Source organism: Streptomyces sp. NPDC014991 (genome assembly GCF_043080665.1).
In the GTDB taxonomy this organism is placed as follows: domain Bacteria; phylum Actinomycetota; class Actinomycetes; order Streptomycetales; family Streptomycetaceae; genus Streptomyces.
Map to the genome: position 1 here is coordinate 357,478 of NZ_JBIBVY010000002.1, position 25,390 is coordinate 382,867.

26 protein-coding genes and 2 pseudogenes are annotated in these 25,390 nt (G+C 71.0%); 12 read left to right on the forward strand and 16 right to left on the reverse strand.

What is annotated here, in order from left to right:
* Window positions 1-207: 207 nt before the first annotated feature.
* The 6 genes from ACF1BE_RS05630 to ACF1BE_RS05655 form a co-directional block, all read right to left on the reverse strand.
* Window positions 208-507 carry an SCO5918 family protein gene (locus tag ACF1BE_RS05630; RefSeq protein ID WP_392197673.1) on the reverse strand — a complete coding sequence of 100 codons (300 nt, stop codon included), beginning with the start codon at window positions 505-507 and terminating at the stop codon, window positions 208-210.
* Between the two features lie 20 nt (window positions 508-527).
* Window positions 528-863 carry a hypothetical protein gene (locus ACF1BE_RS05635; RefSeq protein WP_392197843.1) on the reverse strand — a complete coding sequence of 112 codons (336 nt, stop codon included), beginning with the start codon at window positions 861-863 and terminating at the stop codon, window positions 528-530.
* Between the two features lie 147 nt (window positions 864-1,010).
* The gene (locus tag ACF1BE_RS05640; RefSeq protein ID WP_392197674.1) at window positions 1,011-2,444 is read right to left on the reverse strand and encodes a DEAD/DEAH box helicase; all 1,434 of its coding nucleotides are present in this window, start codon (window positions 2,442-2,444) and stop codon (window positions 1,011-1,013) included.
* Window positions 2,445-2,628: 184 nt separating this feature from the next.
* Complete coding sequence (locus tag ACF1BE_RS05645) at window positions 2,629-2,832, reverse strand: cold-shock protein (RefSeq protein ID WP_007383480.1); 204 nt, start codon at window positions 2,830-2,832, stop codon at window positions 2,629-2,631.
* Window positions 2,833-3,126: 294 nt separating this feature from the next.
* Complete coding sequence (locus ACF1BE_RS05650) at window positions 3,127-3,471, reverse strand: MerR family transcriptional regulator (RefSeq protein WP_392197675.1); 345 nt, start codon at window positions 3,469-3,471, stop codon at window positions 3,127-3,129.
* A 426-nt stretch (window positions 3,472-3,897) separates the two neighbouring features.
* On the reverse strand, window positions 3,898-5,091 hold the full coding sequence (locus tag ACF1BE_RS05655) for a PP2C family protein-serine/threonine phosphatase (protein ID WP_392197844.1): 1,194 nt from the start codon (window positions 5,089-5,091) through the stop codon (window positions 3,898-3,900).
* 467 nt (window positions 5,092-5,558) lie between these two features.
* Here ACF1BE_RS05655 and ACF1BE_RS05660 point away from each other — a divergent pair, with 467 nt between their 5' ends.
* On the forward strand, window positions 5,559-8,237 hold the full coding sequence (locus ACF1BE_RS05660; protein ID WP_392197676.1) for an ABC transporter substrate-binding protein: 2,679 nt from the start codon (window positions 5,559-5,561) through the stop codon (window positions 8,235-8,237).
* Between the two features lie 38 nt (window positions 8,238-8,275).
* Here the strand turns inward: ACF1BE_RS05660 and ACF1BE_RS05665 are convergent, their stop codons facing one another.
* The 5 genes from ACF1BE_RS05665 to ACF1BE_RS05685 form a co-directional block, all read right to left on the reverse strand.
* The gene (locus ACF1BE_RS05665) at window positions 8,276-8,884 is read right to left on the reverse strand and encodes an alkaline shock response membrane anchor protein AmaP (RefSeq protein WP_392197677.1); all 609 of its coding nucleotides are present in this window, start codon (window positions 8,882-8,884) and stop codon (window positions 8,276-8,278) included.
* 29 nt (window positions 8,885-8,913) lie between these two features.
* Window positions 8,914-9,600, reverse strand: a complete 687-nt coding sequence (locus ACF1BE_RS05670) for a DUF6286 domain-containing protein (protein WP_392197678.1) — start codon at window positions 9,598-9,600, stop codon at window positions 8,914-8,916.
* A 52-nt stretch (window positions 9,601-9,652) separates the two neighbouring features.
* Window positions 9,653-10,060, reverse strand: a complete 408-nt coding sequence (locus ACF1BE_RS05675) for an Asp23/Gls24 family envelope stress response protein (protein WP_392197679.1) — start codon at window positions 10,058-10,060, stop codon at window positions 9,653-9,655.
* Window positions 10,057-10,227, reverse strand: coding sequence for a hypothetical protein (locus ACF1BE_RS05680; protein WP_392197851.1), 171 nt, complete (start codon window positions 10,225-10,227; stop codon window positions 10,057-10,059). The genes ACF1BE_RS05675 and ACF1BE_RS05680 overlap by 4 nt, the downstream gene beginning before the upstream one ends.
* A 73-nt stretch (window positions 10,228-10,300) precedes the next feature.
* Entirely contained in the window at window positions 10,301-10,789 is a 489-nt protein-coding gene (locus ACF1BE_RS05685; RefSeq protein WP_392197680.1) for an Asp23/Gls24 family envelope stress response protein, read from the reverse strand.
* Window positions 10,790-10,946: 157 nt separating this feature from the next.
* Here ACF1BE_RS05685 and ACF1BE_RS05690 point away from each other — a divergent pair, with 157 nt between their 5' ends.
* The 5 genes from ACF1BE_RS05690 to ACF1BE_RS05710 all read left to right on the forward strand — a co-directional run bounded on the left by ACF1BE_RS05690 (window position 10,947) and on the right by ACF1BE_RS05710 (window position 14,438).
* Window positions 10,947-11,537 (forward strand): RNA polymerase sigma factor, encoded by a 591-nt coding sequence (locus tag ACF1BE_RS05690; RefSeq protein ID WP_392197681.1) that lies wholly within the window; start codon window positions 10,947-10,949, stop codon window positions 11,535-11,537.
* Entirely contained in the window at window positions 11,528-12,187 is a 660-nt protein-coding gene (locus ACF1BE_RS05695; RefSeq protein WP_392197682.1) for a hypothetical protein, read from the forward strand. The genes ACF1BE_RS05690 and ACF1BE_RS05695 overlap by 10 nt, the downstream gene beginning before the upstream one ends.
* Complete coding sequence (locus ACF1BE_RS05700; protein ID WP_392197683.1) at window positions 12,184-12,588, forward strand: hypothetical protein; 405 nt, start codon at window positions 12,184-12,186, stop codon at window positions 12,586-12,588. Before ACF1BE_RS05695 ends, ACF1BE_RS05700 begins: the two co-directional genes overlap by 4 nt.
* 186 nt (window positions 12,589-12,774) lie before the next feature.
* On the forward strand, window positions 12,775-13,395 hold the full coding sequence (locus tag ACF1BE_RS05705) for an RNA polymerase sigma factor (protein WP_392197845.1): 621 nt from the start codon (window positions 12,775-12,777) through the stop codon (window positions 13,393-13,395).
* Window positions 13,392-14,438 (forward strand): CU044_5270 family protein, encoded by a 1,047-nt coding sequence (locus ACF1BE_RS05710; RefSeq protein ID WP_392197684.1) that lies wholly within the window; start codon window positions 13,392-13,394, stop codon window positions 14,436-14,438. The genes ACF1BE_RS05705 and ACF1BE_RS05710 overlap by 4 nt, the downstream gene beginning before the upstream one ends.
* 504 nt (window positions 14,439-14,942) lie before the next feature.
* On the opposite strand, the gene ACF1BE_RS05715 is transcribed toward ACF1BE_RS05710, so the two are convergent.
* The gene (locus ACF1BE_RS05715; RefSeq protein ID WP_392197685.1) at window positions 14,943-15,575 is read right to left on the reverse strand and encodes a hypothetical protein; all 633 of its coding nucleotides are present in this window, start codon (window positions 15,573-15,575) and stop codon (window positions 14,943-14,945) included.
* 81 nt (window positions 15,576-15,656) lie between these two features.
* On the opposite strand from ACF1BE_RS05715, the pseudogene ACF1BE_RS05720 reads away from it, so the two are divergent.
* A pseudogene (locus ACF1BE_RS05720) lies at window positions 15,657-15,896 on the forward strand (transposase); the annotation flags it as partial.
* 203 nt (window positions 15,897-16,099) lie between these two features.
* Here the strand turns inward: ACF1BE_RS05720 and ACF1BE_RS05725 are convergent.
* The 4 genes from ACF1BE_RS05725 to ACF1BE_RS05740 form a co-directional block, all read right to left on the reverse strand.
* Entirely contained in the window at window positions 16,100-17,587 is a 1,488-nt protein-coding gene (locus ACF1BE_RS05725) for a hypothetical protein (protein ID WP_392197686.1), read from the reverse strand.
* A gap of 502 nt (window positions 17,588-18,089) precedes the next feature.
* The gene (locus ACF1BE_RS05730; protein ID WP_392197687.1) at window positions 18,090-18,512 is read right to left on the reverse strand and encodes a PIN domain nuclease; all 423 of its coding nucleotides are present in this window, start codon (window positions 18,510-18,512) and stop codon (window positions 18,090-18,092) included.
* Entirely contained in the window at window positions 18,509-18,724 is a 216-nt protein-coding gene (locus ACF1BE_RS05735) for a type II toxin-antitoxin system VapB family antitoxin (protein WP_392197688.1), read from the reverse strand. Before ACF1BE_RS05735 ends, ACF1BE_RS05730 begins: the two co-directional genes overlap by 4 nt.
* A 479-nt stretch (window positions 18,725-19,203) precedes the next feature.
* Window positions 19,204-19,572 carry a hypothetical protein gene (locus tag ACF1BE_RS05740; RefSeq protein WP_392197689.1) on the reverse strand — a complete coding sequence of 123 codons (369 nt, stop codon included), beginning with the start codon at window positions 19,570-19,572 and terminating at the stop codon, window positions 19,204-19,206.
* A 29-nt stretch (window positions 19,573-19,601) separates the two neighbouring features.
* Here ACF1BE_RS05740 and ACF1BE_RS05745 point away from each other — a divergent pair, with 29 nt between their 5' ends.
* The 5 genes and pseudogenes from ACF1BE_RS05745 to ACF1BE_RS05765 form a co-directional block, all read left to right on the forward strand.
* Window positions 19,602-20,921, forward strand: a complete 1,320-nt coding sequence (locus tag ACF1BE_RS05745; RefSeq protein WP_392197690.1) for a hypothetical protein — start codon at window positions 19,602-19,604, stop codon at window positions 20,919-20,921.
* Entirely contained in the window at window positions 20,918-21,796 is an 879-nt protein-coding gene (locus ACF1BE_RS05750) for a hypothetical protein (protein ID WP_392197691.1), read from the forward strand. Before ACF1BE_RS05745 ends, ACF1BE_RS05750 begins: the two co-directional genes overlap by 4 nt.
* 700 nt (window positions 21,797-22,496) lie before the next feature.
* The gene (locus ACF1BE_RS05755) at window positions 22,497-22,718 is read left to right on the forward strand and encodes a type II toxin-antitoxin system VapB family antitoxin (RefSeq protein WP_392197692.1); all 222 of its coding nucleotides are present in this window, start codon (window positions 22,497-22,499) and stop codon (window positions 22,716-22,718) included.
* Window positions 22,715-23,125 carry a PIN domain-containing protein gene (locus ACF1BE_RS05760; RefSeq protein ID WP_392197693.1) on the forward strand — a complete coding sequence of 137 codons (411 nt, stop codon included), beginning with the start codon at window positions 22,715-22,717 and terminating at the stop codon, window positions 23,123-23,125. The genes ACF1BE_RS05755 and ACF1BE_RS05760 overlap by 4 nt, the downstream gene beginning before the upstream one ends.
* A gap of 15 nt (window positions 23,126-23,140) precedes the next feature.
* Window positions 23,141-25,384, forward strand: a pseudogene (locus ACF1BE_RS05765) (restriction endonuclease fold toxin); the annotation flags it as partial.
* Between the last annotated feature and the right edge of the window lie 6 nt (window positions 25,385-25,390).

Sequence of the window (25,390 nt, forward strand, 5' to 3'; positions counted from 1 at the left end):
TCGTACGCCGGGAACGGCACCGCCGCGGTCGCCACGCGACTTGCTTTCCGGTGCCGTCCAGCGTACGTCCGCTCGTGGCACGGAGCGAGAGCGGTCGGCGGCGACCACGACGGCCCACAGGCAGGCCCAGGGTCTTTCGTTCGGATCAGGCCGGATCAGGGCGCGGTGCCAGGGCCCGCGAGCCCGGCACGATCCGAACGAGAGGGCCTAGCCCAGTGAGTGGTCGGCCCAGGGGAGGGCGGTGGGGTCGCTGTGCTCCTGGGGGGTGGCGGGCGCCGCCTCGTGGCAGGTGAAGCCGAGCCGGGTCAGTGCCCTGCTCACCTCGGCGGCGGTGAAGTCGCGACGGTCCTGCCGGGTGATGACCTGTCCGACCTGCTTGACCGGGTAGACCCGGCGGTCGATGGTCACGCAGCTGCCGACGGCGGGTTCGGGCCGGATGCCCTCCATCGACTGCTCGACCTCGCTCTTGGTCAGGTCGAAGGGGAATCGGGCGATGACACAGCGCATGCTGCCTCCACGGGGAGCGGTCAGGGGATGACGGTGAGGACGCCCAGGGCGTAGCCCTGGGCGTCGACCACGGGGGAGACGTCCAGTGTGCGGATCCGCATGGCGGACTCCGCGTCGCCCAGGGCCGAGACGGACGAGGTGAACGGACCGCGGTCGAGCGGTATGTCCCGCAGCCGGGCCCGGTCGCTGTAGGAGGAGGCGGCGCGGTGGGCGGTGAGCTGGGCCCTGGTGATCAGCCCGGAGCAGCGACCGTCGTCGTCCTGGAGGAGCAGATGGGTGGCGCGGGCGCCGATGAGCACGGACAGGGCCACGTCGACGGTCATGTGGTCGTCGATCTGGAGGCCGGGGGCGTCCATGGCGTCACGGGCGGTCAGCCCGGTGCCGCCGGCCACCGGCACCGAGCGGGGTGCGGCAGCCGGGGACAGGGGTGTCTCCTCGGGTGGGTTCAAGGGCTTCCCTTCCTCGGCGGAGCGCCTTGCGGACCCCGCCCGGGGTGCGGACGGTCAACGGGTCCTGCCGGAGCCGGGACGCCGGGCGCGCCTCGCCCGTCCGCCGCGGGGACGCGCGGCGGTACCCGAGCGCTCGGGGCGTTCGGCCGCCGGCGTGGCGAGGACGACGGGCACCCCGGAGGGGGTCCGGGCACCGGTGATACGGCTCAGTTCGGGCTCGCCCGGGCGGACCTGGGTGGCGCGCGCGGTGATGCCGGCGTCGGCCATGAGGCGGTTCATCGTGCGCCGCTGGTGCGGCAGGACGAGCGTGACGACGGTGCCGGACTCGCCGGCCCGGGCGGTGCGGCCGCCGCGGTGCAGGTAGTCCTTGTGGTCGCCGGGCGGGTCGAAGTTCACGACGAGGTCGACGTTGTCGACGTGGATGCCGCGGGCGGCGACGTTGGTGGCGACCAGGACCGTGACGTGCCCGTCCCTGAACTGGTCCAGCGTGCGGGTCCGTTGGGGCTGGGACTTGCCGCCGTGCAGGGCCGAGGCCCGGACGCCGACCGACAGCAGGTGCCTGGCCAGTCGTTCCGCCGCGTGCTTGGTGTCCAGGAACATGATCACGCGGCCCTCGCGGGCGGCGATCTCGGTGGCGGTGCTGTGCTTGTCGTCGTCGTGGACGTGCAGCAGGTGGTGCTCCATGGTGGTGACCGCGCCCGCCGACGGGTCGACGGAGTGCACCACGGGGTCGTGCAGGTAACGGCGTACCAGCTTGTCGATGTTGCGGTCCAGCGTGGCCGAGAACAGCAGCCGCTGGCCGTCGGGGCGTACCTGGTCGAGCAGGCCGGTGACCTGGGGCATGAAGCCCATGTCGGTCATCTGGTCGGCCTCGTCCAGGACGGTCACGGCCACGTGGTCCAGGCGGCAGTCACCCCGGTCGACGAGGTCCTTGAGCCGTCCGGGGGTCGCGACGACGACCTCGGCGCCGCCGCGCAGTGCGGCGGCCTGGCGGCCGATCGACATGCCGCCGACGACGGTGGCCGGCCGCAGGCGCAGCGCCCGCGCGTAGGGGGTGAGTGCTTCCGTGACCTGCTGGGCCAGTTCCCGGGTGGGTACGAGGATGAGGCCGAGCGGCTGGCGGGGCTCGGCCCGCCGGCCGTGCAGGCGGGCCAGCAGGGCCAGGCCGAAGGCGAGCGTCTTGCCGGAGCCGGTGCGTCCGCGGCCCAGGACGTCGCGGCCGGCCAGTGAGTTCGGCAGGGTCGCGGCCTGGATCGGGAAGGGAGCGGTGACACCCTCGGCGAGGAGCGCGGCGTGGAGCGGCGCGGGCAGGTCGAGGTCGGCGAACGTCTCCACGGCCGGCAGCGCCTCGGTGAGACTGACGGGGAGCGCGAACTCCGCGTGCGGCGCACGCCTCGCCTGGGGGCTCGACCCCTGCGGGCTCGTCCTGCGTGAACGGAACCGGGCGGGATCGCTGCCGGTATGACGGGTCTGATGGGCGCGGCTCACGCGGAACCCTCCTCGATGCGTGCGGCACGTATCGAGGAATTCGATTCGGCGGTGCGGAACCGCGACGGAATTCGCAAGAACAAGCCGAAAGGAAGCCAAAAAGGCGAGGGCAGAGAAAAGTGGGGAAAACGGGCTGGGGCCCGCGCCCAAGAGCGCGGGCCCCACCACGTGCAAATCGTCAGCGTCAGGCGGGAACGATGTTCTCGGCCTGCGGGCCCTTCTGGCCCTGCGTCACGTCGAAGGTCACCTTCTGGCCCTCCTGAAGCTCGCGGAAGCCGGAGGTGGCGATGTTCGAGTAGTGCGCGAACACGTCGGCGCCGCCGCCGTCCTGCTCGATGAAGCCGAAGCCCTTTTCCGCGTTGAACCACTTCACGGTGCCAGATGCCATATTGAATCTCCCTAGGGGCAGTGCCGGGATCCACACTGTGCGGAACCCGAGTCGCCGCGATGATCACCCCTCAAGGGGACCCGAATAGGCCTGGAAGATTTCACAGACGCTCTCCGGCAATCAAAACTGCAACTGTTATCACGGTAACACAGGCAGCCCCGGGCATCCCAGGCTTTCCAGCATTCCGGTCACGCCGGCGGGCAATTCTGGCCCCACCGGGACGGAGAAACTTCCGGCATCCTGAAGGTAATCCTGCAACGGCGACGACAGATATTCGTCCGGGTGGCGTGGCGCTCAGTGACCGCCGCCGGTTCCGGCGCCGCCGCCCAGCCCGTGGCGCATCGTCTCGTTCAGCCGCAGGGCCTCCTCCAGCTGGTCCTCGAGGATGATGATGCGGCACGCGGCCTCGACGGGCGTGCCCTGGTCGACCAGCTCGCGGGCGCGGGCGGCGATGCGCAGCTGGTACCGGGAGTAGCGGCGGTGGCCGCCCTCCGAACGCAGCGGGGTGATCAGTTTGGCCTCGCCGATGGCCCGCAGGAAGGCGGGCGTGGTGCCGAGCATGTCGGCGGCACGGCCCATCGTGTAGGCGGGGTAGTCGTCGTCGTCGAGGTTGCCGGCGGGTGAGTTCTCGGCGGGCATGGCACCTTCGTTTCGGGGGCGCGGGTCCGTCTGGCGCCCCGGTGGACACAACCCTAACGTCGCCGCGCCCGGTTATGTGGCGCTGCCCCGGCAGATTTCCGGCTTCCGTCACGCGCGGGATCCGAAACCGCCCCGATCGGGCGCCGGCGGGGGGTGCGCCGGCGGAGTGACCCATCGCACGTCCGGCGTGGCGACTGGGCCGGACGGGGGTGCCGGCGGGCCCGGTGACCACCCTCGCCGCCCGGTCCGCCGGTCCGCGGGCACCCGGCCGGTTGCGTCGGCCGGAGCCTGGTTACTCGCCGTCCAGGGGTTGGGAAAGCAGCCCCGACCGGGTTCTCCGGGCACCCGCCCGGAGAGCCCGGGCTCCGTGCGGGCCGCCGCGGGGCCCCGGCGGTCACGGTCCGGACCGGATCACGCGGGCAGGTCTCAGGAGATGCCGGCGTCGGCCGCGTCCGGCTCGCCGAGCCCGGAGCCGTGCCAGTCCAGCACCAGGATGGTGGCGTCGTCGGCCAGGACGCCCCCGCACGCGTCGTGCACCGAGTCGGCCAGCGCGCGCACGACCTCGCGGGGGTGCTCGCCGCGGGTGTCCCGCAGCAGGGCCGCCATGTCGAGGGTGGCGGCCTCACGCTCGCACATGCCGTCGGTGAGCAGCAGCAGGCGGTCACCGGCGCGCAGGTCGATGTCCTGTGCCTCGTAACGGACGGGGAGCGGTACCCCGAACGGCAGGTTGATCCGCAGGGGGACCTCCTCCACCCGTCCGTCGCGCAGGCGCAGGGGCCAGGGGTGCCCGGCGTTGACCAGCCGGCAGCGGCCGGTGTCCAGCTCGATGTGCAGCAGCTGCCCGGTGGTCATGCCGTAGCCGTGCGTCCGGATCGCCTGGTGGGCGGCGTGGGCCTGTTCGGTGAGGCCGAGCCCGGCGCGCCGGGCGCCGCGCAGGGCGTTGACGGTGAGGGTGGCCAGCAGGGCGGAGGCGGTGTTGTGCCCCATGGCGTCGGTGATCGACAGGTGCAGCGCGTCGGCGTCGAGGGTGTAGTCGTAGGTGTCGCCGCCCACCTCGTCCGCCGGGAGGAGGCCGCCGGCGAGGGTGAACTGCGGGGCTTCGCAGCAGGAGGCCGAGGGCAGCAGCTGGTGCTGGATCTCCGCGGCCAGGCTGATGCTGGTGGTGCGTCTTCCCCAGTGGTACAGGTCGGTGAAGCGCCGGTCGGTGACCACGATGTACGCCAGCGCGTGCGCGGCCTTCTCGATCTCCTCCCGTACCTCGTCGTCCAGGTGGGGCACCGACAGCTCCAGCACCCCGATGCAGTCGCCCCGGTTCGTCACCGGCGCGATGACGCGGAACCCCTCGTCGGCGTCGTACTCGTGGTGGAGGCGCTGGCTGCGCAGGACGTGGTCGTACACGCTGCCCCGCAGCCCGGTCCGCTGTGCGCCGTCGCGCAGGGACTCACCGGCGCGGGGCAGTCGCACGGCCTCCCGCCCTATCAGGTCGACGAGCCAGAACGACACCGCTCGCACGCCGAACCGCTTCTCCAGGTTCCGGGCGACGACGTCGACCGACTCGGTCGGCGCCGCCTCCTCAGCGGCCCGCAGCACCTCGTCCAGTCCCAAGCCCTCGTTCCCCACCACGTCCACCTCCCTCCTCCCGGATGCCCCGACCGCGCTCCCGGCACGCCGAGGGCCACACCGACGAGGGACGCCGGTGCCGTCCGGGAGCCGCGGCCGTCTCCTGGCGACCTGCCCCGGGCCTGACGGCCGGGGTCGGACCAGGCCGGACGAGATCGCTGACACGGCCCGAGGCGCTGGGAGAGCCTGCCGGTCACGCGGTGACGCGGACGGGCCGCCGTGCGTGCACGACCCGGGACGCAAGGGGCGCACGCGGGCGGAGCGGAGGGCGCATGCGCAGTCCGCCGGAACGCCCCCGACCACCCATTGTGACGCCTGCCACACCGACGGTATCCTCCAACTCCTGCTCCTCGGCCTTCTCCTCTCACCATCTGTCCCCCGACTACAACTTCGGGCAGGGGAGTCGGGCAGGAGCCGGTGCCGTTTCCCGGCGCACGTCGTCCAGGCCGAACATGGGGGAGTTCCGCATGACCACACCTCTTGGCGACCCCGGATTCCCCAACGAGCAGGCCACCGCGTTCATACGGGAGTTCCGGGTGACCGTGGCCCCCATGTACGAGAACCGGTCGAAGCTGGCGACCAGTCCGCCGTTGTTCCTCCTGCGCGTACCGCGCGAGTCGTACCGGACCGGCGTGGACCGTGTCGTCGCCGCCCTGGCCGGAGCGCTGCGGCAGCGGGTGCCGTTCGCCCACCTGACCGCCGGGACCGGAGAGGGAGCCGACGCCCGGCTGCTCTCCGCCGGCGCCGGGACGCAGTTGTACCGCGGTGCTCCGCAGCACATGACTCCCGACCGCTTCCCGCACTTCCACGTCATGTGCGATCTGGTGGAGTACATCAGGTCGCACCCGCAGGAGTGGGCGACCAACGCGAACCAGGAAGCGGAGCTGCGGACCCACGCCGGTGAGCGGCGAGCCCAGCGCGGCGGTGTGCTGGCCTTCACCAGGATGGAGGGCCCGGCTCTCGACGGGCTCGCCGGCTTCCTGGCCGGCCTCAGCTGGCTGTCGTTCGTCCAGCTGCTTCCGCGACGGATCTGGGCCCGTCACACCTCCCGCAAGGTGATGCGGGGCTGGCTCGGGGCGGAACCGGTGGCCCAGGGCAGCAACAACCTCTTCCGCGTGATGGACCACCTGGCCGCCGAGCGCGCCGTTCAGCTCATGGACGACGCGGCCCACGAGGAGTCGCTCCAGGAGTTCGACTGGCTCGTTCTGCGCGCCCTGCTGGAAGACCTGCGCCGACCCGCGATCGGCCGCATTCTGCCCGGCCGGCGCCGCAGGACCAGCCGGCCGGTCCTCTTCCTGGAGCTACCCCCGGCAGGAGAGCCGGGGGCCCGCGCCGCGGAGCGCTTCCTGCGTTCCCTGCGCCGGGCCCAGGCCACCGCCGGACCACCGGGCCCGCTCGTCGTCGCCGTAGGCGTCCCCTCCGACGCCCTGCTGCGGGAACTGGGCGATCCGGTCGAGAGCACCTTCCCGGAAGCGAGTGTGCGCCTCGCCGCCGACGGCAGCGCCGGCGAACCCCCCGTCCTGGTCACCGTCTCCGAAGCCGACCTGGCGGCCCGCGGTGTGCCCGTCCTGCCCGTCGGGCCGAAGACGTTCAGGTTCAGCCGGTACGTCCCCGCCGCGATCGTCAGCGCGGTGACCACGCTCGCCCTGCTCACGACAGGGCTGCTGCTCCAGCCGGTCGTCTTTCCCCCGCCGCGCGACTGCCTCGGCGGGACCGGATCCGTGGCGGAGTCCGCTCCCACGAAACCGGTACCGGTGCAGACCACCGCCTGGTACGAGGCGGCCGTGCGGACCATCGACCGCCAGAACGCACGCGTCGAGCAGTACGCCGCCCAGGGTCGGACCGTGCGGACGGTCGTCGCCTTCGTGTCCGACCCACCGACGACCGACGACGAGACCCGCTTCGACGGGACGATCCCGGAGTTGCGCGGCATCGCGATGTGGCAGGACAGACTGATTCGCGAGGCCGCCGCCGACGACTCCCTGATACCCCTGCGCGTGGACGTGCGCAAGGCCGGCGTCGCCTTCCATGACGCCGAGAGCGAGGCCGACAAGCTCGTCGCCGAGGTGGCGGACGAGAAGAGCGTCCCGGCGTCCGACCGGGTCGTCGGCGTTCTGGGCTTCGCGCAGAGCCGAGCCGAGACCCAGGCGGCGCTCCAGGACCTCGGTGATGCGGGCATCCCCACGATCGGCACCACCGCGACCGCCGACGAGATGCTCACCGGCTCCGCCGCGACGACCTACTGGCCGTCCACACCGTTCAATTCGCGCGAGGCCAGGATCGAGGCGGACTTCGCGCACACGAAGAACATCGTGGCCGAGCCCGGCTTCGAGGACCGCTGCACCCCGGCGAAGCACGCGGTCGTGATCGAGAGCTCCGCCGACCTGTACAGCCACAGCCTCGCCCGCCGGTTCGTCGACGACTTCCACGGCACGCACCAGGTCTTCGACTTCGACCAGGAGGGCAGGTTCGGCTCGACACCACTGAGCGGTGCCGTCAGCGAGCACGGCGCCGCCTCACTGGCACGGGCGCTGTGCGACGCGCTGGAGGACGAACCGGACTCGGTGGTGTACTGGTCGGCGCGGGCCAAGGACTTCACCGCCCTCATCAACTCCATGGACACCGCCGGGACCTGCACCTCACGCGACGTGACGGTCCTCGGCGGCAACGAGCTGACCAACGTGGCGCAGACCGGCGCGTTCGCCAACAAGGACTGGCTGCGCCTGTACTACTCCGCGCACCGGCTGCCGACCGACGACCCGGGCGCGAGCGACAGGACCCGACAGTTCGTGTCCGAGTACGACGCCTATGTGAAGGCCACCACTCACGGCACGGATCCCTGGCGGCAGGACGGCCACTCCGCGGTCTCGTACGACGCCTTCCACGTCCTGTCCCAGGCGGTGCGCCAGGCCGGACTGGCCGACCGGGACATCGAGCGCAAATCCGTCCTGCTGGTCCTCCAGGCCGGGATCGCGTTCAACGGGGCCACCGGATACGTCTCCTACGACGGCGCCAACGCCCCGCCCCGCGACAAGACCCTGGTCCTGCTGCGCCAGACGGGAGACAGGCCGAAGGCGGTCCTCGCCTGCGGCGCCTACGACCAGCACCGGTGGAGCGAGGCCCAGGGGCCGCCCTGCGCAGGCTGATCACCCGCACGCCGGGACCCGGGCGGCCGGTCCCGTCCTCACTCCACGCGGTGCGGTGTGTGGCGGGCGACCTGGAGGCGGACCTCGGTGGGCATGTCCGGGCGGCCGGTGGACCGCCGAGCGGTGCTGAGCGGGCCTTCGCAGAGGGCACCGAGGGTGGCGCCGGGCTCGCCCTCGGGGGTGAGGGTGAGCCCGACGTGGGTGCGTGGGTGGGCGGGCCGGCCGGTGATGCGTACGGCCGCGTGCTCGACCCCCGGCAGGGCCCCGGCTTCCGCCGCGATCGCGTCACTGAGCGCGCGGTCGCGCAGTTCGACGCCCTCCTGCGGTGGTGTGCCGCCGACGGGCAGCGGTCCGGGGCGGCGCCGGCCCAGCTGGGAGAGCAGCCACCACAGGGCGAGCGCGGCGACGAGGGTGAGCGCGGCGATGACCGCGGCCCACCACCACCATCCCTGGCCGCTCCAGCGGACCCGGTCGGCGGAGCCGAGCAGGACGTCGTCCGGGGTGGTCAGGGGCCAGCCCGCGGGCGGGACCAGATGGTGTCGCCGGTAGAGGTCGAGCCCGGCGAAGAGGACCAGCAGCCCGCCGCCGAGCAGGACCAGTCCGGCGAGGGCCAGCAGAGTGCGATTGCGTGCGGATCGCGACGCCATGGCGGGACTCCCGGTGCTGCGGTTGACGGTCAGTCGGTGCGTCGCCGCACCCGTACGACGATGCGCGGGGGACGGGCGAGGGCCAGCCGGTCGCGTTCCTCGTCCAGGACGGCGGTGAGGTCGTCCTTCACCTGCCGGGGGTCACGGAAGCGGACGTCCGCGCGCGCTCTGATGCGGTGACGGCGCACCCGGACGCGCGCCGCACCGACTCCGGGAACCCGCAGCGCGGCGTCACGCAGCAGACCGGCGGCGCCGTCGCGGTCCAGGGAGGACCGCAGCCGCGGGCACTGGGCGGGGGAGCGCTGGGGCAGCCGGTGACGCAACCCGGGGGTGAGGGCGAGGACGATCAGCCAGACGCCGACGGCGGCGGCCACGGCGGCTCCCGTCAGCATCCACAGGTCGTCCACGGAGCGGGTGGCCAGTTCACCGGCCAGGCGCCGCCGCCAGGCCGCCGCGGGGCGTCCGGCACGTACGGCGACGACGTCGATCAGCGCCGCGACCGCGGCCACGAGGATCACCGAGGCGACCAGCGCGGCCGGGACGCGGCGCGCGGACCAGGGCCGGTGGGACCGGTGCCCGGCGTCGCGCTGACCGGACGCGGGGTCCGGCCCGGACCCGTCGCGTTCGGGTGGTCCGGGCTCCTTCGTCAGCGGCACCGTGGCAGGCGACGCGGACGGCGTGGAGCCGGGGCCGGGAGGGCCGGGGGCGGAGGTCATCGCGGAGCCCCTTCCTCAGGGGCGCGCCCGGTGCGGCAGGCCGCGTGGCCGCTCACCGGACCCGCCCCCGGCTCGTGTCGGCGGCGGTCAGCAGCCGTCGGACGGTGAGGACGACCTCTCCCACGTCGAGGCCGGTCAGCTGGGTCACCTTCTCGGCGACGTCCTGCTGGATCCGCCGGCAGGCCCGGGGGATGTCGGTGGGGTAGGGGAGGTCCATGGCCAGATGCAGGCGCACCGAACCGGTACGGACGGCGGCGGAGGCGCTGGGCGCCTCCGGCCTGCCCCGGTCGGGTGGTACGGCGGCGCTCCGTGACTGCGCCGTGCGTGCGGCCTGGGCGGCGATACGGGCGACCACCCGGTCCGGGATGACGGTGGCGCCCCGCTCGGCAGGGGGCGGCAGGCCGGTGGCCCGTGCCCGTGGGGCGGAGCCCTCGCCGGGGGAACCGGGGCGGGTCCTCACCGCTGCCTCCGTGTCCGGAGGTCGAGGTCGCCCTGCACGACGAGGCCGACGATCAACCCCGCCGCCCCCAGGACGAGGACCAGCAGAAATGCCCAGAAGCCCCCGAAGTATCCGGCGAAGCCCAGGGCCATGCCGGCCGCGAGGCCCGTCGTTCCTGCGTTCATCATGCACTCACCCGTCTGGCGGACGTACGTCGTCGTCCGCGCGATCACCCGCGCCCGCACGGGACGCGGTGGCGGATCACCTCACGCGGCTCTCGTCCGGTTCGGCCGTCTCCTCCTCGTCCGGGAGATGGACGTCGTCGACGGCGATGTTCACCTCGACGACCTCCAGCCCCGTCATCCGCTCCACGGCGCCGATGACATTGGTGCGTACGCCGCCGGCGACGTCCACGATGGAGACGCCGTACTCGACGACGACGTCCAGGTCCACCGCGGCCTGACGCTCGCCGACCTCGACCTTCACCCCGCGCGTGACTGCCGGGCCTCCGCCTGCGCCGGGTACGCGCTCGCGCATGGCGCCGAAGGCGCGGGAGATCCCCGCTCCCAGGTCGAAGATGCCCGGTACCTCGCGGGCGGCCATGCCCGCGATCTTGGCCACCACGCCGTCCGCGATGGCGGTCCTCCCCCGTGTCTCGGCCGGAGCCCCCGCCCCCGTACGGCCCTTCAGCGCGCTCACGTCCGTATCCGGCCGGTTGCCCCCGCCGACGCTGGTGATGTTCTCCGTCATGGCGGTCGCCTCGATCGGTAGGTCGGGCACCGGTGCGGCGCCCGTCGAACAGTTGGACATCCGAAATGTCGGATTCCTCACACTCGTCGGATGTGACATGCGTCACACGCGACCTCTCGGGTACCCGGCCGGTCCGAGAGCCTTGTGTGGGGGCCCCATGACCGAACGCGCTGTATCCCCATCGCCGGATCCCGGCCTCCTGGGGCGCGACCTGCCGGACCGGCTGCTCGCCGTACGGGCGGCCGAGGGCGACGAGGACTCCTTCGCCGTACTCGTCCAGCGGCACGGCAGGGCCCTCCTCGCCCTGGCCCGCTGCATGCTCGGCAACACCCAGGACGCCGAGGAGGCGGTTCAGGACGCCTTCGTCAACGCCTGGCGGTGGCTGCCGGAATACCGCCACAGCGCGGAGTTCCGCACCTGGATGTACCGGATCACCGTCAACCGCTGCCTGACCATGCGCCGGCGCCGACCACCACCCCTCCCCCTGGACACCGTCGTCGAGCCCGCGGCGGGAGACGCCTGGAGCCAGCCCGCCCGGTCCGCCGAGCAGGAAGCGGCCACCGTCGCCCTGTCCCACGCGCTCGCCGAACTGGACGCCGGGCAGCGGCTCTGCTGGGTCCTGAGAGAGGTGCAGGGCCTGCCCTACAAGGAGATCGCCCACGTGACGCGGACCAGCGAACAGACGGTGCGCGGCAGACTGTTCAGGGCACGCCGATCCCTGCAGGAGGCGATGGGCCCATGGCGCTAGACGACCCGCACCCGCGGCCGTGCGAACCCCCCGGAGCCGACGGGCCCCGTAACGGCCCGGCCGCCACCGACGTCCCCCCGTTCGCGGGTGACGAGGTACTGCCCTGCGGCCGACTGCTCAGCCGGGTCTGGGAACAGGCCCGCGACGCGACGCCCGCCCCGGACCCGCACACCGTCTCCTGCCCCCACTGCCGCGAGGCCGCCGAAGGCCTGGCCACGGTGAACGCGGCCACCCGGACACTGCGCGCGGAGGTCCCCGGCCTCCGCACACTCGCCGACCGCGTCATGAACATCGTCAGAGCAGAGCTACGGCTCGGGCGGCTGCTGCCCCTGGCCGACCCGGACCGGACTCTGCGCATCGCCGAGAGCGCCGCGGCGAGGCTACTGCGGCAGGCCGCGGACACGGTCCCCGGCGTCAGGGCCGCGACCTGCCGCATCACACCCGAGGGCGACGGCACCCACGTACGGGTGACCATGACCGTGGCCGCCGCTCTGGACGGTCCGCTGCCCGACCGGGTCCACCAGGTACGCCGATCGGTCCTCCACTGCGCCGCACAGGACCTCGGTCTCGCCGTGACGGCCGTGGACATCACCGTGACCGACGTCCTGGAACCGCAGCCGCTCCTCCCGCCCGGCGGTGGTCCGTCATGACCGTCATCCGCACGACCACCCTCCTCGGTGTCGCGGCCGGGGCGGCCCTCGCGGTTCCCGGCGTGGCGGGCCTGCACCCGCGCCTCTCCCGCCGCCTCGCGGCAGCCGCCGCGCCCACCCTGGCGGACGCCGCGCCCTCCCGCACCTCCCCCGAGGCGGGTGTCCGCGTCGACCGGGCGCCGGACGGGTCGGGATGGCACATCGAAGTGCGCTGCGCCCTGACCGAGGGCCGGCGGGCACTGGACATCGCCCAGAACGTCCACGACCGGGTCGGGGCCGCCGTCATCTCCCACCTCGCCACCCTCGACGCCGTGGAGCCGGTCACCGTCGAGGTCACCGTGACCCGCATCGCCACCTGGCACGACGAGCACGAGCCCGGCCGCACGTCACCAGGTCCGTGAAGGAGCCCGTACCGCTCCCGTCGCGACCTCTTACTGCCGGCCCGTGCGACGAGCCCGGCCCCTGACGCGATCGCCTGCCCCCCACGGACAGCCCACCGGGAACCCGGCGGTGTGGCGCACAGCACACGAACCGGGCCGGGGTGGCGGGGAGTAAAGAGTGTGAGCCATACAGAACCAGCGGCGTCATTGCGCGCGCGCATACGAGCGGGGGATCGTGCGGCGTTCGCCGACCTGTACGACCAGTACGCGCGGGCGGTCTACAGTCATGCCCTGCGGCTGACCGGCAACTGGTCGGAGGCCGAGGAGGCGATGTCCGAGACCTTTCTTGCCGCCTGGCGCGCCCGGGAATCGGTGGAACCGGAAGGCGGCTCGCTCAGACCGTGGCTGCTCGGCATCGCCACGCACAAGGCGCACAACGCCAACCGCGGTCTGCGCCGACGGATCGCCTTCCTGGCGCGCAGCCCCGAACCCCGCCCGGTCGAGGACTTCGCGGACGAGACCGCCGGCCGGATCGACGACGCCCACCGTCTCGCGGCGGTCCACGACGCCCTGCGCCAACTGCGGCGGCAGGACCGGGAGGTACTCGCCCTGTGCGTGGGGTCGGGACTGGACTACCAGCAGGCCGCCGAGGCACTCGGCATCCCGGTCGGCACCGTGCGGTCGCGGCTCTCGCGTGCCCGGGCGCGACTGGCCCGCGCCAGCTCCGGCCGACTCCGCAGCCTGAGAGCGGAACCGCCGGGTGCCCGCGGAGAGATGGAGAGTGAGGCCGCGTTCGCGGCCCTGTTTCTGCAGGAGGAAACCCGATGAACGCCGACAACCCGCCCCACACCGGCACCGGCCGGAGCGAGGCGGAGGAACTGCTGGCATCGGCCGACTGGGACCTCCCGCCGAGCCGTCATCTCCATCACAAGGAAGTCCTGATGCAGCAGATCGACCGCAACCGCACCGCTACCGCTCCGGCACCCCGCCGCCGGCGCCTGCGCCCGGCCCTGGTGTTGCCCGTCGCGTCGATGGCACTCGCCGGGGCGTTGGTGACCACGCTCACCGGCGGCGGCCACAGCTCTCCCCCGGCGGCCGGCTCCTCCGCCGCCCCCGCCAAGGCCACCACCGCGATCGTCACCCTCGACCGGATCGCCGCCGCCGCCATGAAAACCGACGTGACCGCCGTCGGAGACGGCCAGTTCGTGTACGTCGAGAGCCTCATCCGCAGCAACAAGGGCCACTTCAACGGCCCGGTGAGGCTCGGCGCACTGCACAAGTCGCAGGTGTGGACCGCGCAGACCCCCAAGCCCGTCACCAGGACCGGCTGGCTCCGTGAAACCGGCAAGGACGCCGTCATGCCCGGTGAGGAGGTGCCCATCGAATCCACCGAACCTGTCCGGGTGGGCATCGACCGCCCCACCTACAAGTGGCTGGCCTCGCTGCCCACCGAACCCGGCGCCCTGCTCAAGCTGCTCTACTCCCGGACCAAGGCGGTCGACGGGGAGTCGAAGGACCAGGCCGTCTTCGGGACGATCGGCGACCTGCTGCGATCGGCGATCATGCCGCCCGCGACCGCCTCCGCCCTCTACAAGGCCGTCGAGAGGATTCCCGGAGTGACGCAGATGCCCGACGCCGTCGACGCCGCCGGCCGCCACGGCATCGGCATCACCCGTGAGGACGCCGGTTCCGCGACCCGAGACGAGTGGATCTTCGACAGGGACACCCTGACCTACCTCGGCTCGCGGTCGTACATGATCAAGGACAAGGCCAGGGGCGTCACGGCCGACACGCTCTACGGCATCGACGCCGTGATGGAGCGCGCGGTCGTCGATCGGCACGGCGAGGAGCCCACCAGGACCGACGGCTGACCCCGGCCGCGCGGAGGGGGCCGCGCACAGCGGCCCCCAGCCTGAAGTGAGACCGGCGGTCCGGATGAGATGTCGGCCCCGGTGTCTGCTGGACTTCATCCTCAACCCTGCTTCCTGGTCCAGGAGATGACCAACGAGCAGATACGAGACATCGGCCGGGCTGAGCGGGGCGGGGCGGGGCGGAGAGAGCTGGGTGACCCTCCCGTCCCGCCGATCCTTCGCCTTCCGCGTGCGCCTTCCGCGTGCCGGGGAAGCGGTTGCGCTCGGGCGGATTGCGCTGCCACTGACCTTCGGGTACGCGCTCAACGACAGTGGTGTCGTCCTTCGGGACGGTCGGCAGGAGTCCGCCGGACGCTACGTGGTGGACCGGACAGGCCCTCTGCCTGCGGTGCGATCGGTTCAGACCTGGCCGAGGTCGATCTCAACGGCGAAGGGGGCAGCGGCCTTCACGACCCCGGTGAGCCGGGCTCCAGCAGACGATGTCGCCGTTCCGGCGGACAGCCTTCAGCATTCTTGCGCGGGCCCGATGACTGTGAGTCCTACCTGCGCGGCGAGCCATTGGGCGTAGGGCTCTCTTGTCTGGCGGCCATCGAAGACTGCGCTGCGGACGTGGACGAGGACGGTGTGGTCGTCGGTGGGCCCATCGAGCCCGCGGGTATGGCTGTTGAAGAGAAGCGTCACTTCAGCATGCTTGGACTCGCCATGGAAGCCTGCCTCGGGTGCGTCCGGCCATTGCAGCGACTCCCAGTTGATCAGGCCCACATTCGAACCGATCGCCGCGGTGAAAGCGTCCTCGATACTGTCGACCGGCAGGTCCCAGACCTCCCACTCCACCGGCAGCCGCCCCTCGAACGCGGCTGCCTCGGTCGGCAGACCGCTCGCCGGGACACCGACGACGAGGGCGGGCTGGTCCGCGAACGGCACCCCTTGGAATTCCTCCAGCCCAGACGTCCCGCGGAACCATCCCTTGGGCATGGCCTCTGCCATCTGCCTCACCTCGGCGACGGAGGAAAGCTCCGCGTACGCGGAGACCCTGGAATGCTCGCAGCGGCCGAACTCCATGAGACGGCGCGCGGTGCTCAGCGCGAGTGCTGGATCGGGGCTACGAAAGACGGGACAGGCGACGTCGTTGGACATTTGATGACTCTGCCATGGCTTGTCGTCGCAGAACATCGCATTCACCACACGCTTCCTATGGCTCGGTAGGCTGCGAGGCGCGTGGCGGGGATCGTCGAGCGGTTGGTACCGGATGAGTTGTGGGAGCTGTCCCAGCGGGTGGTGCCGGAGGCTCCCTCGCGGCCTCAGGGAGGTGGGCGGCATCGGCATGGTGACCGTGAGGTGCTGGCCGCGATCGTGTCCGTGGCGACCTCCGGGTCCACATGGCAGCAACTACCTACCGCGTCGTTCGGACCGCCCGGGGCCACGGCCCATCGCCGGTTCGCTGAGTGGTCAAAGGCCATCCTGACCTGCGCTGAAGCCTGCGGGGCCACGGCCGACCCGCGAGCCGCTCGTCCCGATCGGTCTACGGCGGCACCGCGCCGGGCGCCCCCTGAACGCCCCCCTCCACTGGAGCCTGCTGGTGCAGCGGCATGCTCGCCGGCCTTGGCGTCCTGGGCGAAGCGAAGGGTGGCGTCCAGGGCCCCGACCAGGCCCTGCCCGCGTCAGTTCTCCACGTGAGGGCTGGTGAGGGCGGCGCCGAAGTAGCCCTTCGTTCCACGTACAGCGATGCCGGCGGTCTTGCCGCACAGGTTGACCGAGCCGTTCAGGAGGGGGCCGGCCGCCGAGCCGCGGGCGACCCAGAGGCAGCCGTCGGAGTTCTCGGTGGGGGCGCCGACGACCGTCTCGGCCTTGCCGTCCTTGTTGAGGTCGGCGAGGTGGACGGCGGCGCCGAACCCGTCGCCGGTCTCCGCGGTGCCGGGGACGCCCGCGGTGTTCTGCGTGTAGCCGGCCGCCTTGGCCGTCGTGAGGCCGGAGGCGGAGCCGCGCAGCAGGACAGCAGTGCCCGCCGAGGCGCGTGACCCGACGGCCTCCTCGGGGGAGCCGACCAGGACGTCGGCATACCCGTCGGCGTCGACGTCGCCGACGCTCAGGGACTGGCCGAACCAGTCGCCCCACTCCGCGGTGCCGGGGACACCCGGCGTGTCCTGGTGGAAGACCTTCGGCTTCTGCCCGGCGGTGATGCCCTGAGCGCTGCCGTAGAGGACCTGGATCTCGCCGCCGCGGTGGGCCGCGGGGGTGGGTGCGTTGAAGTGGGAGTCGTCGCCCGCGATGCCGGTGACGAGGTCGCCGTAACCGTCGCCGTTGAGGTCGCCGATCTGCCCCGCGTGGCCGTCCGCGTACGGCAGCTCGATGCCCCGGTTGACGAGCGGGTCCTCGGGATCGGGGGCGCCCGCGTCGAGGGTCACCGGTCCGAGGATGTCGCCGTCGGTGGGACCGGCCAGATAGAAGCGCTCAGCCCTGCCGTCACCGTTCACATCGCCCATCACCACGCCCCGGGCGTTCTCCCGCCACTCGAGGTAGCGGGCGGCGGCCTGGCCGGTGCGGGTGAAGGGGCCGCTGTAGGAGGCGATGGTGCAGCCCGAGCCGATGCCGACCTCCGGGGCGCCGTCGCCGTTCATGTCGCCGGTGGCGATGGACATGCCGAAGCGGCAGTAGGTCCTGCCCTCTCCGTACCCGGCCGGAGGGGCGATGTTCGCGCCGCCCTTCAGCCCGTTCGGCCCGCCCCACACCACGGTCACGGAGCCCCGCGACTCGACACCGTCGACGTCCTCGCCCGGGGCGCCGACGAGCAGGTCGGCATAGCCGTCCCGGTCCAGGTCGGCGCTGGCCACCGTCCTGCCGAAGCGGTCGGACTCCTCGGCGGTGCCGGGGATGCCGGTGGTCGCCTGGGTGATGACCGTGCCGCGGGTGGTGCTCACCGAGGACGCGGAGCCGTAGAGCACGACGACCGAACCGGCCTCCTCCACCGTGCCGTTGGCGGCACCCGGGGCACCGACGGCCAGGTCCCGGTAACCGTCACCGTTGAAGTCGTCCTGCACGGCAGCCGTGTTGGCGCCCTTGAAAGGGGCGGCGGCGGACGATGTCACCGGGGTGAGGGTGACGGCGACGGAGGCGGTGAGCACGGCGGCCGCCGTGACTGCTCTACGCAACGGAACTCCCTGTCTCGACCCACGTACGTCTCAATGACATGCGAGCCGTACGAAGGGTTGTACGTTCGGACACGCCAGTACCCCAGCGCGCTCGCCCGCCGCTTCGGCACGCCCAGGTCCTCGCGGACACACGAGGGCAGGGCCCGGGTCGTCACCGTGTCGCAGGCGATTCGGACGTCCGGGTCCGGGATGCCCCGAGGAGGTCGGGCAGGGCCCTTCTGAAGGCGGCGCCGCTGAGCTGTCTGGCCAGGGGCATGGGCGGTGCTTGCGTCGGCCGTATGGCTCTGTTGTGCGCAGATTGCCTTTGCCAGGCAGGTTGCGCAGGTGGTGCGAACACCCGGGGGCGGAGGGTGTTAGGGGACGGCGCGGTGTTGAGCTGCTGCTGGTCGGACATCCGGTCGGGGAGCCCTTTCACAGCTGCACAGAGCTCGGGTGAAGCGCATTTCGCGCTGCAAGGCTGACGGAGGTGGCTTCCTCGGAACGGCCGGCGCCTGCCCTCGGTTCATTTGCCGGCGTCGGGCCCGTACCACTGGAGCGCCTGGCCGGTGACTGCGGCGATGCAGTCGAAGTCCCGATCTCGGTGCAGGAGGGTCAGTCCCTGCAACTCGGCCGTGGCGGCCACGACGAGGTCGACAGCACCGGCACTGCGGTGCTGTCCGCGCTGGGTGAGGATCTCTTGGACCTGCCAGGCGCGGTCGTAGGCGCGGTCGTCGACCGGCACCCAGCCGAAGAGCAGGCGCATGTCCTCGATGCCTTGCGCGCGGTCGGCGGCGGAGCGTGCGCTGTAGAAGAACTCCAGCTCGGTGATAGGGCAGGTGGCGATCAGCCCGGCCGCTGCCGCCTGGTCCCATCCGTACTGGTCGGCGTCGCCGCGCAACAACCGGGCCAGCGCGCTGGTGTCGATCAGAAACTGCGCGGCGTTCACCGACGGTAGTTCCCCTTCTCCTCGAGAAGTTCGAGGTCGAAGGCCCCTTCCCCTGCTGCGGCCCGCAGGCGGGTGAGCGCGAGGGCCCGGCGCCGGTTCTCCAGCACCTCGCGCAGGGCGGTGTTCACGGTTTCCTTTTTGGTGCTGGTGCCGAGGGCCTTGGCCACGTCCGCCACCAGCTGATCGTCAAGGTCGATCACTGTCCGACTCATACAGCGCCTCCGGATATAAATGATGGTGCCCATTATATCTCCGAAGGTGCATGGCGTGCGGTGATACCGGCGTCCCCGAGGCCTTTGCCGGTTCGCGTCCGAGGAGGGGGGTCCCGGAACCGCACGAGCGGGACACCGGTCCGGACGATCGCCGGTCTCGCCCGGCATGGTTGGCAGTGCCCGATCGGTGTGCCCACGTGACGACATTTCGATCTGGGACGTACGGCAAGGGCAGGCCCCTGCGATGCCCAGCGCCCGGGCGAACATCTCGCCCATGGCCGTACACCGCTCTCGCGCGACTGACTCTTCTGACCCGCGGTGGAAGCCCTGGAGGAGGTGGCCCAAGAGGTCGCCCTCCACGGGGACTTCGCAATTGCCCAGCGCCTTTCGTGCCACTGACCAGTGACAGAGCTCACGGCCCCCCGACAGCCCTTTGTTCGGCCTTTGCGCAGCTCGCGGACGTGCGGGGCGACGGCCAACTAAGGTCGGATGCCCGGGTGGATCAACGGACGGGGAGACGGCAACTCATGGGCGACAGCGGCGAAATACTCGACATCAAGATCGCCGACCTCAAGGCGACAGCACCTCACTTTCACTATCAGAGCGTTGCCCTCGCGTAAGCGCTCACGAAGCTGAAGCACGGGCTGGCTGCGGCCGGCTCTCCATGGGGCGACGACGAGCAGGGCGAGAAGTTTTATAAGGCGTATGGTCCGCACGTCAAGCGGGTCGAGCAGTCCGCTCAGATCCTGGCCGATGGTCTGGCTGGCATTCGCGAAGCCATGGTCGACATGGCTGACGGGCACGTCGACAACGAAGAGTTGATCCGAGGCATGTTCAGCCGGATCCACGTTGATCGCGACACCAAGGGCGATGGCAAGTGAGTGTCGCGGACAAGGCCCGCAAGGTCGTCCAGGACCTGACGGGCATGTGGTGGCCCGACGCCGATGAAGACGGGTTGCGGGATGCTGCGAAGACGTGGAGGGACTTCGCCGATGATGTCGACGACATCACCTCCGGTGCCGACAAGGCGGCGCGCTCCATCATCGAGCACAACAAGGGCGAGGCCATCTCCGCCTTCGCCGACCCCTACTGGCGTCGCTACTACCACGACGGACACGGGTGGCTGAAGGATCTGGCCGACGCCGCCCGCGACATGGCCAAGGCGCTGGACGCATACGCGGACGCCGTGCACAGCGCGAAGAAGAAGCTGGAACACGAGCTGGAGATCGTCGGTGCCACACTCGTCGCCGGCACCGCCCTGGCCATCTTCACTGCGGGCATTTCGGAAGGTGCGGCAGCGGCGGCCGCGGTCACTGTCGCGGACATGGCCGCCGGTCTGGGCATCGCGGTGACCGAGGAGATCGCCACCATCGCGGGCACCACCCTGGCCACGGCGGCCTTCGCCGGCGTTGAATCCATCACGGTGGATCTCGCCGTGACCCAGCCCGTGTCCATCGCCCTGGGGGAGCAGAAGGGGGGGCTCAGCCTGGACGAGGCCCGCCAGGCTGGCGTGTACGGCGCGCTCCTGGGCGGTGGCTTCGGTGGTGCGGGTGCAACCTACCGGGCTGCCCGTGCCGGAGGCTTGACGAGCTTCTTCGACAGCATCGACATCAATCTCACCGGGCCTCGCATGGCCGTCGCCGGAGTTCCGGGCGAGCTGGGCGGAGCCACTGGTGACCTCGCGGCGGGTAACGGCTACGCGATGCGGATCAGCGGCTCCGAAGCCGGGGGTACCGGGGCGGGGAAGGGGCCATGGCCTGCGGTGAGTGGCGTTGAAGGACCCGCGGCCGGTAAGTCCCTCAGGCCCCCGAACGCCCGGCACACTGTCTCGGGGGCCGCCCATAGTGGCCGCAATGTCAGAGAGGCCAACAGTGTCATTCTTCGTGGTTCCGAGCAGGACATCCACCAGGACATCGCCGACATCGCGGCTGGCAGGGCCGCCTGGGACGACGCCACCAGCCGTTACGAGGTGAACGGGCGCACGTATGGCGTCGAAGACACGGGCACGGTGTACCCCGACAGTGGCGCGGGCATCGTCAAGCTCGACCGGAACGAATATGCCGCCCTTCAGCAGATCGCCAAGGCCAAGGGCGACCTCAGCGCAGCACCGCAGCTGACCCGGAATCCGCGCTTCACAAACAACCCAGAGGCCGTACAGAAGGCCCTGGACATTTACAACGGGACCTACTCACCATGACGTACAACCTCCTCATCGTGGAGCCCCTGACCCTCGATGCCGTCACGGCCGCACTTGCGCAGTGCCTGCATGTGGGCGTCCAGGAGGTGGACGTTGCCGACGAGGACACAGACCAGGACCTGCGCAACTGGGATGCCCTGGTGCTGTGCGAGATGGTGACCGTCCTAGGTGACGTGTCCACGTCGCTAGACATCTATGTCCATGAGTCGGTGCAGCCGCGACCCAGCGAGCGAGAGCTGGCACCAGCCTTCGCCCGATCGGCAGGTGCCCTGGTCCTCTTCCCCGCCGAGGAGGCGCCGCCGAGCGCGTACTGGCTGGTGACGGAGAGCGGACTCGTCACACGGTCACGTCTGTACGAGACCGACGACGAAGAACCCCGCTACACGATCGACAGGGTTGAGGCACCCATCGACCGGCTCCCGCACGTCACGGTGGCGCGCATCCCCGAAGTGGTGCGCGAACTGAAGATCGCCACTCCGCTTGGCGACGTCTTCGCCGCGCACCTGCACCGCATGCACCCGGAGGAGACCGGCACCCCGGGAACCCCGTTCTGGACGGCACGGAGTTCCCTGATCGCCTGGGAGAAACTCGTCCGCCAGATGGAAGCCGCCTGGGCGCCCTCCGGCTGGTATCCGGCCGACCTCTACGTCGAGCGGCTCTCAGCGCGCGACAAGCTGGAGCAGCTGCGCAACCAGCTCCCCCCAAACGTAACTGTCCTCCTGCAGAACGCTCTTGAGCCGCTGGACGACCTCTTCGCCGACCTGACGGTCGACGACACGGATGGCCTGCTCGGCAAGGAGCCACTTCCGGGAAAGGACGCCGCCTCGGCACACGGATGGTGGTGGAACCGCCGCCCGGAACCCCTGCCCTGGTGATACGACGGACCGGTGCCGCCGGCCGCAGTGCAGCCTGGCAGGACCCGGTCTGAGGCGTTCTGGACGCACCCCTGGCTCCGGGGCACGCGGATGGCGCTGCGGTGTGGCACTGCGACCGCTTGTGGACCATGATCGCTCTGATCTGGCCCGGCTCACTGAAAGTCCATCTCGGGATTCGATTCGACCCGGCTTTGAAGCCCATCCAGGGGTCCCGGTGAGGTGCCTGCCCCCGACTTAGTCCGGCTCACCACATAGGACACGGTCTTAGGGCACGCCGAGGGCACGCCGCCATCTAATTGAACTAGACAACAAACTAACCCCAGCCCACTGACCTGGGGTTGACTATGGAGCGGGTGACGAGAATCGAACTCGCGCTCTCAGCTTGGGAAGCGACGGCGCTTGCACGGCCGGATGGTCGCTGACCTGGGCGGATTCATCGTGCCGACACCGTGGCGCGGGCCCGTTCACACCGCGGCTGACCGTAGTTGTCCGCTCTTACGGGCACGCTATGGGCACGGCCACCACCACCAGCGATCGAGTCATATGTGCGCGCGGCGCTTCGCACCGACCGGTCGGCGTCGTCTGCCGGGCTGACCTGGAACGTCCGTTGCGACTGCAGATCCGACACCAGGCGTGGCCGCGTCGATGTTGGTGAAGTATATTTCTATGTACATCACCAACATCGTGCGGGAGGTGCCACATGTCTGTGACCCAGATCGACATCGATGACGACGCCCTGGAACGCGCCATGGCCTTGGCCGGGGTCAGGACCAAGAAGGAGGCGGTCAATCTCGCTCTGCATTTCTACGCCGAGCAGCAGGAGCGTGCGGCGCGCATCAGCCGTCATTTCGAGCGTGCGCGTGAGTGGGGTGCCGTGGAGGACGCCGAGCGCCTGCACCGTGCGGAGAAGCACAGCCGGTGATCTACTTGCTCGACACGTCCGGCCTAGTCCGGCTGCTCCGTGATTCAAAACTGCAATCGGCCTGGTACGACGCGATCGATGCCGGGGCCATCGCATCCTGCTATGTGCAACGCACCGAGTTTCTTCACAGCGCCCGGACCGGACGCGAGTACGACGAGATCGTGGAGATGTTCACCGATCTCTACCCCGACGTGTCGGTGCCGAAGAACGCGGGGCGCTGGATCGGCGGAGTGCAACATCGTATGGCCCAGGCCGGGGAGCATCGCAGCGCCTCGGCGGTGGACCTCGTGATCGCTGCCACCGCTGCCCATCACGGCTTGGCCGTCCTCCACGACGACGCCGACTACCGTGCCATCGCTCGGCACGCGTCCGACCTGGCCGAGCACAACATCCACGACGTCTCCTGAGGCGGCGTGGAGGGCCGGATCTCGCCGGCCTGGCTCCTGGTGGAGCGCAGGGATCCGGTCGGTGGCGTGACGGTCTACCGCCGTGACGCCCTGGGCCGCATCGTCGAACGCGTCGGCCCGGGCGGCGACTCCACGCACTACGACTGGACACCCGAGGGCCACCCGACCCGCGTCACCCACCCCGACGGCAGCACCGAGCACTGGACGTACGACGGTGAGGGCAACTGTCTCTCCCACACCGACGCTCTGGGCGCCACCACCCGCTTCGAGTACACCCACTTCGACCTGATCGCCGCCCGCACCGACCCTGACGGCAGCCGCCACGAGTTCGTCCACGACACCGAGCTGCGTCTCACCTCGGTGATCAACTCCCGGGGCCTGCAGTGGGGTTACCGCTACGACGCGGCGGGCCGCCTGGTCGAGGAGGCCGACTTCGACGGACGTACCACCCGCTACGAGGTCGACCCGCTCGGCAACGTCTCCTCGCGGACCACGCCGCTGGGGGCGACCATCCGCTACGAGCGGGACGTGATGGGCAGGGTGGTCGCCAAGGACGCGGCGGGCGCCGTCACCTCCTACACCTACGACCCGGCCGGACGTCTCCTGCAGGCCGTCGGCCCCGACGGGGAACTCACCTACCAGTACGACCGCTCCGGCCGGGTCAAGACCGAGCTGTCCGACGGCCGTCCCCTCACGTTCGCGTACGACGCGGCAGGCCGCCGCACTCGGCGGGTCACCCCCGGTGGGCAGGTGACCGAGTACGCGTACGACGCCGCCGGACGCGCCGTCCGGCTGACGGCCGGCGGACACGAGATCGCCTACACCCGCGACGTGACCGGACACGAACTGTCCCGGCACTTCGGCGAGATGCTCACCCTCACCTCCAGCTGGGACGAGGCGGGAAGGATCACCCGGCAGGAGTTCGCATTCGGTGACCGGACCGTCAGCCGCCGCAGTTACACCTACGACGGCAACGGCCACTTGGCCGGCATGGACGACACCCTGCGCGGCCCACGCCGCTTCGCGCTCGACACGGTCGGCCGGGTCACCGCCGTCGTCGCCGACCGGTGGAGCGAGACGTACGCCTACGACCGCGCGGGCGGCGGTACGACGACGGCGCGCTGGCCCGACGCGCACGCGGGAGCCGATGCCCAGGGGGAGCGGGAGTACGAGGGCACCCGGGTGATGGGCGCCGGTGCCAACCGGTACGTCTACGACGGGGCCGGGCGGCTGGTCCGGCGCACGCGGACCAGGCTGTCCCGCAAGCCCGACACATGGCACTACACCTACGACGCCGAGGACCGGCTCACGTCCGTCACCACGCCCGACGGCACCGTCTGGCGGTACCGCTACGATCCGCTGGGCCGCCGCACCGCGAAGGAGAGGCTGTCGGCCGGGGGCGACCGGGTCGTCGAACGCACGGAGTTCGTCTGGGACGGCCCTGTCCTGGCCGAACAGTCCACGGCCCCCACCGGGGAGGTGCCCCACCGCACCACCCTCACCTGGGACTACGACGGTCTGGCGCCGGTCGCCCAGACCGAGCGGCTCATCGACGCGGCCACGCAGGACGAGATCGACGCCCGCTTCTTCGCCGTTGCCACCGACCTGATCGGCACACCCACCGAACTCATCGACGAACAGGGCAGCATCGCCTGGCACAGTCGCACCACGCTGTGGGGCATCACCATGTGGAACGCGACCGCGACCGCGTACACCCCTCTGCGCTTCCCCGGCCAGTATTTCGACCCCGAGACCGGCCTCCACTACAACCACCACCGCTACTACGACCCCCACACCGCGCGCTACGTCACCCCTGACCCCCTCGGCCTGGCGCCGGCCCCCGACCCAGCCGGTTACGTGCACAACCCGCACACGACCAGCGACCCGCTCGGCCTCGCGCCGTACGAGAACAACGGTGGCCTCGGCAGTCTCGTCAAGGTCAACAAGCCCGACCCCGCCGCCGATGCTCTCGCCGAGCGGCTCGGCGGCGAGTCCCGGGTGAAGTTCGAGCACGATCCGAAGGGGCGGGAGATCGATGCGATCAGCGACGACTACGTGGCGCAGTCAAAGCCTGGAGGTATGCAGATGGTGAGCGCCCTCAGAAACCAGGCAAAAGCCACGTTCGAGTACGCGATCCAATCCGGCCGCACTCCTTACTTCCACTTCGACGGCGAGCCGGGTCCCGGAGTGATCGCCAAGCTCCAGGAGTACGGCAGGCGGTACGGTATCCAGCCCGTGATCGACACGAAACCGCTGTGAGAGGCA